Genomic DNA, 11856 nt, shown 5'->3' with positions numbered 1-11856 from the left:
ACTGGTTCTGGGACTTCATTGCCAAAACTCCGCAAGAACTCTCCGATCGGCTTTGCAAAGCCCTCAAGAGCTTCATCGATGATCCGACCAAAACCGCGTCCAATTGCTCGATTCGGAAATGACTTCTGTCATTCACTATAGTTCTGATTTCCACTCGAGCCCATTCCTGCCCCAGGGTCAGGATAACAAAAGGGCAACTCCGCAAGGGCCTCCAAGCGATCGTCACCACGTCGGCTCTCCTCGACGCAGCCCCCTGCACAAGCTGGGCGATGCCAGCGTTTCACACTTTGCCGGCAGGACCCGAACCCGCAGGGTTCAAAGAGATCTAGCCGGGGGTGCTCGCACCCCCGGAACTGTTAAAAGTACGGAGCATCGCGCAGCGATGCCACCGGCTTCGGAGATTTGCATCACCCGACTCAAGAAAGGTTGGTAACATTCCTCAACGCGGGGGTTGCAGTGCCTTTCGGACTGATGAGGTGGTCCGTTTAAATCTTTCCCCATCCGTGCGATCCGTTCAATCCGTGGTTCATCAAGTACCGCCTTTGGATCAACCACTCAAGGCATGGTGATGCCCCCCCGCACGCAGTGACTCTGAGCCCCGCGGAGGGCCGGCACCAGAGCTAGGCTCTGGTGCCGGCCCTTCGCGGGGCTAGCGACCAAACACGCTGTGGAAGATGGTCTCCTTGATCTTCCACACCAGCGCCATGGTCATGGCGATGGGGAGAAGCAGCAGGAACAACACTCCCCACAGGCCACCCTCCGATAGAAAAGCGAACCAAGGGCTGATGACCGGAAAAGAGGGTTCCAGGCGGAGAATCAGAAAATAGAAGGCCGCGATTCCGAAAATCGGCACCAGAATCATCCGATTGATGCGGGTAAAGAAACGGGTCTCCTGCCGCATGGCTTCATCCGGAAGCATCGCCACGAGCCGATCCAAAAACGGATTCATCTCAATCAGGAAAAACAGGAAACCGATCACCAGGCAATCTACCATCACTTGAAAAGCAAACTCACCCGGAAACCGGCTCCACCAGACCACAAAGGGAGAGAGGCCCAAGTTGATGAGCGAAGCGATGCGAACTCGATCCACCGCAAACTGCCACACCCTTTCTTGGGGTTGGAAACACGACATGAGGTGAACACCGTAGAGAATCAAACCAAAGGCGGCCAGAACTGCCCAGAGATGAAGGCTGCGTGGCAGCTCGGCCTTGGCGGCCTGAACCGCCGTCACGAGCACGATCGGAAGCCCCCAAAACAAAGCCGAAAGCCCGCGCAGCAACTGGCCCAAGGCGGCCATCAAGGCAGGCTCACGAGGCGTCTCAGGGCGGACGCTGTCAGCCTGCAACTTCCGGGCTGGTTCCATCAGTAGCATGACACTCGAAGTTCATCCATGGAGCGAACAGGACTCTACGCGATCACTGGATCCCCAAGTAGGTGTACTCCTTGAGACCCCGCTCGTAGTCATCCAGTAAGCGCATGGCCTCGGAGGGCTTCATGCGGTCGGATTTGATCGCTTCATCAATCTGCGCCTTCATTTGGCGCTTCAGCTCATGCTCATCGTACTGCACCGCGGACAACGTCTGCACCACGGTGGAACCCTCGATGATCTCCTCGACGTAATATCCCGAGGCCTCGTCCGGATCGAGAAACACATGAACCTCGTTCACGCGACCAAACAGATTGTGAAGGTCCCCCATGATGTCCTGGTAGGCACCCATGAGGAAAAAGCCCAGATAGTATGGTTCCTGCACGGCGCCGTTGCGACGCAACGCATGCAACGGCAGGGTGTCGCGGACGTCACGAAGATCGATGAATTTGTTGATCTGGCCGTCCGAATCGCAGGTGATGTCGACCAAGGTGGCCTCCCGCGTGGGACGCTCATCGAGCCGGTTGATCGGCATGATCGGAAACAACTGTCCCAGTGCCCAATGATCTAGCAGCGACTGGAATACGGAAAAATTGCAGAGATATTGGTCGCCCAGCAAATCCTCCAGCTTCCGGATTTCCTCCGGAATATAGGACTGGCCTTTGAACGTCCCGACCACCGCTTCGCCGATCTCCCAGAAGAGGCTTTCGATCTTGGCCTTGTCCGGAAGCTCCAGCAGCCCGAGAGTGAACATCTGGTGCGCATCCTCTTTGCGCTCCAAAGCATCGTGGTAGGCCTCCAGCTTGTTCAGCTTCGGCAGATTGCGGCGAATATCGAGCAACTCCTTGACCAAGGCATGCTCGTCCTCCCCATATATCAGATTGGGACTCGGCCGATTCTTCTCGATGGTGCCAAACACCTCCACGATGAGCACGCTGTGATGCGCCACAATCGCCCGGCCGCTCTCGCTCACGATCTCGGGGTGCGGAACCTTCTCCACATTGCAAACGTCGGCGATGTAGTAGACGATGTCATTGGCGTACTCCTGCAGGGAGTAGTTCACTGAGCTGTCAAACGCGGATCGGCTGCCGTCATAGTCCACTCCGAGCCCGCCGCCCACGTCCATGTACTCGATGGCAAAGCCCATTTTATAGAGCTTGGAGTAGAGTCGTGCCGATTCCTGAACCGCCTTCTTCACCGTGAGGATGTCGGGTACCTGGGAGCCGATGTGGAAATGCAGGAGCTTGAAGCAGTGTCCCAGCCCTTCCGCCTGAAGCAGCGCCGTGGCATCGAGCAGCTCCGCGGTGCTCAGACCGAACTTGGCGTTTTCCCCGCCGCTCTCCGCCCACTTGCCCGCCCCCTTGCTCATGAGCCGGGCGCGAATGCCGATCATCGGTTCCACCGAGAGCTGACGTGAGATCCCGATGATCTGCTTCAGTTCCTCAATCTTCTCCACCACCATGATCACGCGTCGGCCGAGTTTGGTGCCGAGCAGTGCCATGCGGATGAATTGGGCGTCCTTGTAGCCGTTGCAGATAATCAGCCCATCCTGCTGGTTTTGCAGCGCCAGCCCGGCGAACAGCTCCGGCTTGCTGCCGACTTCCAGACCAAATTGAAAAGGCCTGCCGGCATCGAGAATCTCCTCCACCACCTCGCGCAGCTGGTTCACCTTGATGGGAAACACCCCACGGTAGCGACCTTGGTAGTTGAATTCCTTGATCGCCGTGCGGAAGGCGACATTGATGCTCTCCACCCGATGGCGGAGGATGTCCTGGAAACGGATCAACAGCGGAAACCGAAGCCCTCGGCCCCGGGCTTCCTCAATAATATCCGTCAGGTCAACCGCTGCCCCAGCATCCTGGAGAGGAGTGGCAACGACGCGTCCGGCGGTGTTGATGTCAAAGTAACGCGCACCCCATCTGGAGATGTTGTACATTTGGCGTGCATCCTCCACGCTCCAAGCCGGTGCGGCAACGGCGCTATCATTCATGTCAGGTTCGTAAAACGTGCCGCATATTAGGAACGCGCCGAGAGAATTCAACGTAAGAAACAACGAAGTTGCGGATCGAGGGGGGGATCCTTCCAGGCGAGGCGGGGAACTATCCAACGGCCGACCGAAGGTGCACAGATCGGCCCACCGACATAGGATCCAGGGTTTCCATGATCATCAAGCGCCAAGGGACCGCTTAAAGCCCAATCCCTTCAGTAGTGCGGCGCGGATTGGGCCAAAGGCGGAACTGGCAACTCCGTACGACCGAACGAAACCCGCCCCGGGAAAAAATCCACACAAACCCGTTGACGAGAAAGCCGGTGTCACTTACCTTTTGGCTCCCCTTAGCGGGGGCGTAGCTCAATTGGTTAGAGCGCTGCCCTGTCACGGCAGAGGTTACGGGTTCGAGCCCCGCCGCTCCCGCCATTTTTCTGTCCACGTCCCATCCCCCTCCATCAGGACGGGCAGCTTATGCACCGATGCCGGCTATCTGAGGAACCTTACCCTCGCCGAGCAGTTGAACTTCCTCCGGACGAATCATTAAATCGATCGGAGTGCGATAGGGTGGGAATCCAAAAGCGCCAGAACCGGAGTAAGTCCAAGGCCTCCAAGATAAATTCTAGAAGGTCCCACATCGATTCAATCCCTCCGGAAGCGAAAGAAGAAGTGCGGCCGCTCCCAGGGAACGGCTGTCTCCAACACGAGGGAGACCGTCTCCCACCGCTGGAGCTTCACCAGCACCCTGGGTGAACCCATTCGTCACCCAGGTCCCGCCTTGCTAGGGATAAACGCTGGAGACACTGACCGTATAGATGCGATGCTTGTTTGTCATAAGCCGCCAGGCTCCAGATATTCCCACATTTCGTTTTGATGAAGCCAAATCGGATCTGCATTCCTTCGGATAAACTCTTCCACCGGCATTCCATCGATCGTGGGGGGACGCTTTACCTTCTTCTGCTTCCCGTTGATGAAAATGGTCATGAACTCTTTTTTCTTCTTACGTCGCGCTCTTTTCTGCGCAGGCGTCAGTTTCCGCTTGGGCTTGGCCATGCTCGTTTTTAGGGCACCTCCAGTGGCAAAATCAAGGGTCAGAGCTAACACGCCTCCCCTTTCTAGATGTGATCACTTCCGGGCGAGCCCCTGAATCCACCGCCGAGAACCCGCAGGGTTCAAAGAGATTAGCCGGGGCGTGGAGCGCAGCGACACCCCCGGTCTCTCGGCCCCCCAATAAACAGCACCCTGAAAGGCGTGCCACCCGTCGGCGAACGTACTGACGAAATGATTCGGTTCCTTTTCTTTCTCAGCTCAACTGGCGACGGAACCAACCAAAGGCGTCCTCCTGCATCTGCCGAGTAAACCGGTGCGGCTCGTCATAGAACCGCCCGGTGAACTTCTCCTTCACCCCGGCACGCTCATACACAGTGGCGATCTGCTCCACCGAGTCCTTCATCCCGGCCAACGGAAATAGTCCATCGCGAGAACATTGAAGCACCAGCAGGGAACGTGGCGCCGCTAGTGATGCCACATCAGGCCAATCCAGGGAGCGATGTAGTGCGGGGAGAAAATGCACCCACGAGTGGGTGTCGAGGTGGGCGCGAATCATGGATTGCACGGTGGACATGAAGCCGACCACGCAGGCCGCTCGGATTCGCGAGTCGAGCGCGGATAGAAACATCGACCGATAGCCGCCCATCGAGATACCCAAACAGCCCAGACGACCCGCGTCCACCTCGGGACGAGATGCCAGATAGTCGACCGTCCGGAGATCATCCCAAAAGACCAGCCCCGGCCAAGTCGAGCCAGCGAACGTCAAGGCTTTAACCAGGGTGCTCTCCTTGCTGCGACACTGCAGGTTGAGTTTCCGCACCTGCTCGAGTGAATACTGCGACCGGTCCCACCCCGCGCCCAGGTCCGCATCCATCATCACCCGCCGTTCGCCGAACATGAGAGCATCAATCGTGATGACCACAAACCCGCGTCGCACCAACTCGGTGGCGGTAGGACGTCCATCATAGTTCTCCTGATGATAGGCAGTCATCGCCGGATGGTTGATTCCCAGGTCCATGACCTTCTCCTTTCCGAACAGGAACATTCCGCCGTGGGAGTGAAGATCGACCACGGCCGGAGCCGGTCCTGTCAGGCCCTTGGGAATCAGCACATAGGCCGGCACGCGACGATTGGGAGCCGTCGAAAATCGGATCCGTTCCCGGAAGTAATCACCGCAATCGACCCGATCAATCAGCTCCGGGGCTGGGGCGACGGGTCCCGGACGGTAGAGCAGCACGTCGAGAAGCTTGTTTCGAGCGGTCGACTGGAACTCCGCAAAGCTCTGGAATCGGCCGCTCAGGTAGGAATCGGCGAAGGAGTTGGCATCGGCGAGTCCTTGAATCTCGGGCCAGAGGGAGCCCAGATCGGAGCCATTCGCCTGAAGTTCGCGGCGGACATCCGACACTCCGACGTCCCTGGCTTCCGCAGCAGAGCCGGGTTGAACGAGGGAGGCAGCCAGGGTCGTAGCTCCGAGTGTGGAGAGAAACTCGCGGCGTGAGGGAAGAGGAGAGGAGTTCTGGTTCAGCATGAGGGCGGCTCCCGATTATTTGATACGTACGTTGGGTATAATCCGTAAGACTGAAAGGAAGTGTGCTGTTTTGGCACGAAGACGCTTCCCGATTATTTCATACGTACGTTGGCTTTAATCCGTAAGACTGAAAGGAAGTGTGCTGTTTTGGCATGAAGACGCTTCCCGATTATTTCATACGTACGTTGGCTTTAATCCGTAGGGCGGTTTAGGAAACTGGCTCCCCCACCCATAAGCAATTGTGTTCATTGGTCTTTGGATGGCTGGACACTCTTCCGTTGGGGTTGAACCTTCCGGAGTTCATAGCGAGTCCCAGCGGCGTCAAAGCTCTTAGGCGTTTCATCGACATCGTCCCCTATCGTGGCAAGTGTCAACTTGTCGTCCTCAACCTTAAAAAAGGCCCTAACCACTTGGCCGAGGCTATCGCTTTGTGATGGGGGACAAGCTCGGATCGTAGCGTGTAACTGCTTTGGGTTTGTGGCTGCGGGCAGTGTAACGGTCGTCTTAAACCAAAAGTTCGTGTCCCGGTGAAAATGGAGGGCATCGCCGGTGATCGCGATGGTAATCGATTGTTGCGACGAATCATCCACCTGAACCCCCTTCCAAATTCCTTGGAGAGGTCTTAATGCCAGGGCAATTGATTGATTCGTAGCGCCTTGGGAATGGGTATTGATGGGATCGTCGGCCGTCGCAGTAAAGGAGGCGACGATGCACAGGATGAGGATGGGAGTTATCGGATTCGTAAAAATCAGGCGTAAGGAGCGGGCTACGAGCCCAGTGGCCTCGATCGCCTGCTAGCCTAAACCGGCCATGGGTTAACCACGAATTTCACGAGGCAGGCAGGCCATACCTCGGCCTCCTTGCAGTGACAGAAGTTCATCGAGGAGGCTGCAGTTGGCGGTGGCGTCCACGCCACTCGGGAAACTCCACCTCCAGCAGCTTTTCCGGCCAAGAGCCATACCAAGCATATCCGTTCCTGCGCTCGTATCCAATGTCCTCAAGCCTGGACTTCGCTATCCCGTCTCGGTCGACAAAGACTGGGCTCTGGGTGTGAAGGTCATAGAATCGAGCCCAGATAGGGGGAGCAGTCGGGTCCACTAGCACCACCTTGTTGAGTCCCTTAGGTCCCTTGCTATCCTGAACAGTGGTCAGGCGGAGCCCCGTGAGCCTACCAAACCTAAACCATGCCACCGCCGCTTCGACCGATTTCACCACCTCCGGTGAAGGATCGGGAAGGCTCATCAGCAGCCGGGTAATTCCCACTGACTCCGAGCCGCTCAGAGTCGCCAACTCGAAGGTGCGTGCAGGTCTTGGCCGGCAGTCGATTTCGTCGTGCTGCGCGCACCAAACTGTAAGCTTATCTCCGATCCTAATCTGACACTTGAAAATGCATCCTATTCCTCGGTCAAAGGCAGAGGCACATCGCTTTCGTCGAGCGTCGTCCACGAAGGAGTAGAGATCGTCCTCTGCCACCTCGCGAATAAACTCCAGCAGCCGGACCATCGCCTGATCGTTGAAGGTGATGTGCCGGTGATACCCCTGACCCGGAGGGTGATGTTGAGGCCATCCCCCGTTGGGATACTGCCCCGCCAGGACATAGTCGAGGCCACGGAAGAAAGCCGACAGATGTTTCAGGTCTCGGGTCGCAACATGAGTGCGCGCTAGAAACCGTAACTCGTCGGTGGTGGCCCCATTGTCGTAAGTCGGCTGAAGCGTCTCCAGCCTCCCCTCATAAGGCTTGTCCGTAGTCGATAGATTCTTCGGCCATCCGCCAGGCTCCGTTTGGTAGGAGAGGATATTCCGGGCGATGCGCTTGGATTCCTCCTGCCCGAACCAGGAAGCCGGCATCTTGAGAAAATCACGCGGGCGCGCTCGTGTCCATGGCGCGCCTAAAACAAGAAAGCCAATCGTCAGAACCGCCCACTTCGGGAATTCGAGAGAATGAATGGGGCTCCCTATCATCTGGAACAAAAGGGTTGAGTTGCCTTGGCTAACGCAGGGTGGAGGCGGAAAAGAAGGAGCGAGCCGAGGATGCTGGTAGCGGAACTATCGATCACCCGCGCCCCTCGACATGGGGTCGGGGTGTCGCTCGGCTCATTCGGCAGGCTCGGGTGCGCGGAATGCCTTGCTGTAAAATCCGGAAGGATCGAAGCAGCAAACACGCTTCTTCCCGGACGCCAGCATCTCAACCGCATCGTTCACTCGCTTGGTTCGCGTTTTAGCCTGCTTGGCAGAGGTGATCCAATGAATCCAATCGAGCCGTGCGATGGTCGTCGTGTCGCGCCAGGTTCTTTCAGCGTTCGGGGAGGCTCGAAGCGCTGCTTGGAAGTCAGGCGGAGTGGCAGGCTCGGGTTCTTGCGTGACCGGCTCGATCTCTAACGTAACTCTATCGCCGACCTGAATGCCTGCTGCTTTCTTTAACTCTTCATCGACCTTGAGCCAGTGACCGAGCTGACCATCCGGATCGAGTGTCGCCTGGAATGGGTGCCCGTTGATGGTCCCTTCGACCGTGCACCTTCCTCGTCGTGGAAGTTGTTGACTCGCCTTCTTTGGCAAAAGCACAAAAGACCAAGAACCATCAGTTCCTCCGTCAGCTGGCCGGAGCAATGGGGCAGTGAAGCGTTCCATGGGAGCAGGTGAGTTCGGGAACAAATCCGCGGACTATTGAACCGCGAAGTCCGCAAAGGACGCGAGGTCCGCCGGGAAGAGAGAAGTTGTGTATTTGTGCTTCCTCCGTTTCCTCATCGCGTCCTTTAGGAGTGGAATTGGTAAGCACCGAATCAATCTCAACGTGCGTCGGCTTTGATCAGCGAACTGATACTTGCGGGGACCATCCCGCTGGCATCCACTCCGGACCGGTATCCGTGCGGTTCCATCGGTGAAGCGTGTACGTCTGGGCGGCCCAGTCGAACGATACGGCTGGGGAACTTCCGCGGTAGAAAACTGCCAAAGTGGTATTGGTGTTGATTAAGGCGTGCCCGCTCCCCCAGTAGGAGTCTTGATGGTCATAATAGAACCAACCCCACCGACCTCCAGGCTTCCGAAAAACAAAACTCGTCGTGAATGGCTCACCGGTCCAATTGCACCTCTGAACAATGCACATCTCGATGCCTTCGGGAGTAATCGCTCGAGCGACGATGCGCGGCGAGGCGATGTGCCACAGGAACAAGCCGACGCTGACCACCAATAAGCCGGCAACGACCCCGAAGAACCTGCGTGTTCGAATGTTCATTGCGTTAACGCCGCCCAACGTCCCCGCTGATCCAGAGTCCGCCGACCGAGAGCCAACTCGGTCAAGACCCGGAATGCAGGAACGGTGATCATGTGAAAAACCCGGAGACTAACGGCTATTGGATCGAGTGCGATCGTTGGGCCGGTGCTTTCCTTCACGCTGCCCTCGACGCCAGCCTCGAAATCGATCGACAGCAAGGCAAAAACAGAGACCGATCAACACACTGATGAAATTCTGCTCCGCACCTGTTACTCCGTTACGAATCGAGAATATGATCTCATGCGGGACGTAAAACATGAAACCCAGCACCGGCACGAGAAGGAAATGATAAAAGAATCCCAACAGCCCGTCATCGTAGGCCGGGTTCAACAGACTCCCCAGAGTGATGGCACCCAGAACTCCGAGTCCGTAAGCAGTCACCGCATAGGTCTTCACCAATCGCATCGCAGTTTCCAGTTAACGACCCCGCTGATCCACAGCCCGCCGACCGAGAACCACCTCGGACGAAGCAAGGGATGTAGTAATGCTGATCATGTAAAAAACCCGGAGGCTAAGGGCTGTTGGATCGAGTGGGTGGTTGGATGTCGCAGCTCAACAACAGAGATCCGGAACCATCATCGAGGCCAGTCCAGCAGCTAGAGCTCCTGCCAGCCAGATCAGAAATGCCCTCCTGGCGACCTGCCAGTAGGCGACGACAAAAATGGGCATGGCGATGGATAGAAGACACCCAATGAACCACAGAGCGCTCACTCGCTTGGCGACGACTAAGATCATAATCCCGCCAATGAGATTGGTCAGGCAGCCTATCACCATCAGACTCATCGCAAAGGCTCTCATATCGATACGAAGTGATGCGCTACGTCCGCCATCCAACGCTCCCGCTGATCCACAGCCCGCCGACCGAGAACCAACTCGGACGAAACCAGAGATGAGGGAAGGGTGATCATGTGAAAAACTCGAAGGCTAAGGGCTGTTGGATCGAGTGGCTTGTTCGGCGATTTTCCTCCTGCGGATTTCTCGAATCCACCACAAAGGGGCCCACAGCATGATCCAGTTGGCGATGTCGAGAAGAGGAACCACCATCATCCACGGCCAGGGATACATAATATAAGCCAGATACGTGATCATCAACGACAGGAGGGGGACAGTGGAATGATAGCGGTTAATCCCGCGCTTCTTGTTCCGGAGGCTGATAATCACACAGCTCCAATTCATCACGACGATGTAAGCCGCAAAGAGCAAGATCACAACCGCAACAATGAGCCGGATGTTGTTCATAGCTACGCCGCCGAACGAATTTCGAACTGAGTGACGCGAGCTTGTCGAGCGTTCACTCGAGTGAGCTGGTTAGCCAGCTCGCCGAACAGAAGTATCCTCGAGAAAAGTATAAAGCTCTCTCTCCATATTGCTGACCGCCTCGGTCTTGCCGCACTTGAAGTCGCAGAAAGGCTCGTAGAAACGAAAATGCCGCGCGAGGTGGAATGGTCGAAAGACAATCGCCATAGGATTGAAATTCCGATAGCCACCGAAATGCTGAAACGCGAGAACGGACAAACTACGCCGCCACCGACCACGGTGTGACCAATTGAGGATAACCGCTCTCTGTCCCAGTCTGGGGAGGATTTGGCCCTCAACATAATCACGCCAAATCGGACTGTCGGAATAGATGAGCAAAACATCACGCCCTCGCGAACACCAGCAACACCAAATCGCAACGTAAAGGGACAAACTGGTTGCAAAATGAAGTGTGACCAAAACTATGATCAGCGGCAGGAGAACGATGAACAGAGCAATGCCCACACTCGCGGTCAACTTGTTCTGCCTTCTTGTATCTCGTTTGCTCATGGCGATTGAAGCTGGCTAACGACTCCCCAGTGAGGCATAGCCCGTCGAACGAGAACGCGCCCACATCAGACCTGTGACTTCAGAACCTAAACTCATGTGAACATCTCGAGGGCTAAGGGCTGTTGCTCTCCACTGGGCTTGTTAGCCGGTGGGGGCCTCGAGTCGGGACAGGATCGCTCGATATCGAGGACGGAGATCTCCGTAGATCTCCTCCGTCACATGGTAATCTTCATACCGAGTCAGGATCGCTTTGCAGGCTGCCCCTAGCTGCGAGGCGAGACCGAGTACAGACTGAGTATCGTAGCTCAACCGATGCTCCAGCAGACCAACGAAGCAGTTGACAGCGTCCGAATCCCCAACTGCAGAGTCGATATACCGCACGAAGGCGGGCACGTAGTATTGGAAGGCCACCGGCCCCATGAACATGAGATCCTCCTGGTAGAAGAGCGCATTGTCCTCGAACAGACGGACCGCCTCATCCACCGTCTTCCCAAGGAAGTGTTTGCAGGCCTCCCGCTCATCGAGTGTGCCGAACACATCAATCTGATCCTGCGTGGGAGTGGACATACGGAGTCGGCTAACGATCAATCGTGACAGACCGCCGCCGTAAGAGGGCGATCGACGAAGTGATGGGTACAGTGATGATCATCATATCCGGAATCCCGAGGCTGGCGGCGGTTCGGTCGACGATCTGGTTCGACGCGCCCCTCATGGCCTAAAGGTGACAAGAATCCCAACTTTTCCGTCGTCTGCCAGATACAAATACGATTCCTCATCATGACCACGTTCGGTCCGTCGATGAGTTCGCCACACGCCGCCAAACTTTACGCCAAATGGCATCTCGTCAC

At 56.6% G+C, this 11856-nt stretch carries 12 protein-coding genes and 1 tRNA gene; 1 reads left to right on the top strand and 12 read right to left on the bottom strand.

All coding sequences use genetic code 11. The features are described from left to right. Positions 1 to 649: 649 nt before the first annotated feature. Together JNN07_28700 and speA are read right to left on the bottom strand one after the other, a co-directional pair. Positions 650 to 1372, bottom strand: a complete 723-nt coding sequence (locus tag JNN07_28700; GenBank protein MBL9171743.1) for a hypothetical protein — start codon at positions 1370 to 1372, stop codon at positions 650 to 652. A 43-nt stretch (positions 1373 to 1415) separates the two neighbouring features. Further along, positions 1416 to 3356 carry a biosynthetic arginine decarboxylase gene (gene speA, locus JNN07_28695; GenBank protein ID MBL9171742.1) on the bottom strand — a complete coding sequence of 647 codons (1941 nt, stop codon included), beginning with the start codon at positions 3354 to 3356 and terminating at the stop codon, positions 1416 to 1418. Between the two features lie 349 nt (positions 3357 to 3705). On the opposite strand from speA, the gene JNN07_28690 reads away from it, so the two are divergent. Continuing rightward, positions 3706 to 3782 (top strand) — tRNA-Asp (locus JNN07_28690). A 402-nt stretch (positions 3783 to 4184) separates the two neighbouring features. Here the strand turns inward: JNN07_28690 and JNN07_28685 are convergent. From JNN07_28685 to JNN07_28640, 10 genes are all read right to left on the bottom strand, one after another. Then, positions 4185 to 4406: a hypothetical protein gene (locus JNN07_28685; GenBank protein ID MBL9171741.1), complete on the bottom strand. Its 222-nt coding sequence runs from the start codon at positions 4404 to 4406 to the stop codon at positions 4185 to 4187. A gap of 250 nt (positions 4407 to 4656) precedes the next feature. Beyond that, complete coding sequence (locus tag JNN07_28680; GenBank protein ID MBL9171740.1) at positions 4657 to 5931, bottom strand: acetylxylan esterase; 1275 nt, start codon at positions 5929 to 5931, stop codon at positions 4657 to 4659. 876 nt (positions 5932 to 6807) lie between these two features. Further along, positions 6808 to 7779 (bottom strand): pectate lyase, encoded by a 972-nt coding sequence (gene pelA, locus JNN07_28675; protein ID MBL9171739.1) that lies wholly within the window; start codon positions 7777 to 7779, stop codon positions 6808 to 6810. A 246-nt stretch (positions 7780 to 8025) separates the two neighbouring features. Beyond that, positions 8026 to 8559, bottom strand: a complete 534-nt coding sequence (locus JNN07_28670; protein MBL9171738.1) for a DUF1905 domain-containing protein — start codon at positions 8557 to 8559, stop codon at positions 8026 to 8028. A 178-nt stretch (positions 8560 to 8737) separates the two neighbouring features. After that, positions 8738 to 9163, bottom strand: a complete 426-nt coding sequence (locus JNN07_28665) for a hypothetical protein (protein ID MBL9171737.1) — start codon at positions 9161 to 9163, stop codon at positions 8738 to 8740. A 108-nt stretch (positions 9164 to 9271) separates the two neighbouring features. Further along, a complete protein-coding gene (locus tag JNN07_28660) occupies positions 9272 to 9607 on the bottom strand; it encodes a hypothetical protein (GenBank protein MBL9171736.1) in 336 nt (111 codons plus the stop codon). A 147-nt stretch (positions 9608 to 9754) separates the two neighbouring features. Beyond that, complete coding sequence (locus JNN07_28655; protein ID MBL9171735.1) at positions 9755 to 10000, bottom strand: hypothetical protein; 246 nt, start codon at positions 9998 to 10000, stop codon at positions 9755 to 9757. Between the two features lie 126 nt (positions 10001 to 10126). Next, a complete protein-coding gene (locus tag JNN07_28650) occupies positions 10127 to 10441 on the bottom strand; it encodes a hypothetical protein (GenBank protein ID MBL9171734.1) in 315 nt (104 codons plus the stop codon). A gap of 69 nt (positions 10442 to 10510) precedes the next feature. Further along, positions 10511 to 10666 carry a hypothetical protein gene (locus tag JNN07_28645; protein ID MBL9171733.1) on the bottom strand — a complete coding sequence of 52 codons (156 nt, stop codon included), beginning with the start codon at positions 10664 to 10666 and terminating at the stop codon, positions 10511 to 10513. A 483-nt stretch (positions 10667 to 11149) separates the two neighbouring features. After that, positions 11150 to 11575: a hypothetical protein gene (locus tag JNN07_28640; GenBank protein ID MBL9171732.1), complete on the bottom strand. Its 426-nt coding sequence runs from the start codon at positions 11573 to 11575 to the stop codon at positions 11150 to 11152. Between the last annotated feature and the right edge of the window lie 281 nt (positions 11576 to 11856).

The organism is Verrucomicrobiales bacterium (genome assembly GCA_016793885.1).
Classification (GTDB): Bacteria; Verrucomicrobiota; Verrucomicrobiia; order Limisphaerales; family UBA11320; genus UBA11320.
The sequence above is the reverse complement of the archived record's forward strand: the minus strand, read 5'-3'. Positions and strand labels throughout refer to the sequence as shown.

Excerpts from the sequence above, each read along its gene's own strand:
- JNN07_28700 (MBL9171743.1), bottom strand. The coding sequence starts at position 1,372 with ATGCTACTGATGGAACCAGCCCGGAAGTTGCAGGCTGACAGCGTCCGC.
- speA (MBL9171742.1), bottom strand. The coding sequence starts at position 3,356 with ATGAATGATAGCGCCGTTGCCGCACCGGCTTGGAGCGTGGAGGATGCA.
- JNN07_28685 (MBL9171741.1), bottom strand. The coding sequence starts at position 4,406 with ATGGCCAAGCCCAAGCGGAAACTGACGCCTGCGCAGAAAAGAGCGCGA.
- JNN07_28680 (MBL9171740.1), bottom strand. The coding sequence starts at position 5,931 with ATGCTGAACCAGAACTCCTCTCCTCTTCCCTCACGCCGCGAGTTTCTC.
- pelA (MBL9171739.1), bottom strand. The coding sequence starts at position 7,779 with ATGCCGGCTTCCTGGTTCGGGCAGGAGGAATCCAAGCGCATCGCCCGG.
- JNN07_28670 (MBL9171738.1), bottom strand. The coding sequence starts at position 8,559 with ATGGAACGCTTCACTGCCCCATTGCTCCGGCCAGCTGACGGAGGAACT.
- JNN07_28665 (MBL9171737.1), bottom strand. The coding sequence starts at position 9,163 with ATGAACATTCGAACACGCAGGTTCTTCGGGGTCGTTGCCGGCTTATTG.
- JNN07_28660 (MBL9171736.1), bottom strand. The coding sequence starts at position 9,607 with ATGCGATTGGTGAAGACCTATGCGGTGACTGCTTACGGACTCGGAGTT.
- JNN07_28655 (MBL9171735.1), bottom strand. The coding sequence starts at position 10,000 with ATGAGAGCCTTTGCGATGAGTCTGATGGTGATAGGCTGCCTGACCAAT.
- JNN07_28650 (MBL9171734.1), bottom strand. The coding sequence starts at position 10,441 with ATGAACAACATCCGGCTCATTGTTGCGGTTGTGATCTTGCTCTTTGCG.
- JNN07_28645 (MBL9171733.1), bottom strand. The coding sequence starts at position 10,666 with ATGGCGATTGTCTTTCGACCATTCCACCTCGCGCGGCATTTTCGTTTC.
- JNN07_28640 (MBL9171732.1), bottom strand. The coding sequence starts at position 11,575 with ATGTCCACTCCCACGCAGGATCAGATTGATGTGTTCGGCACACTCGAT.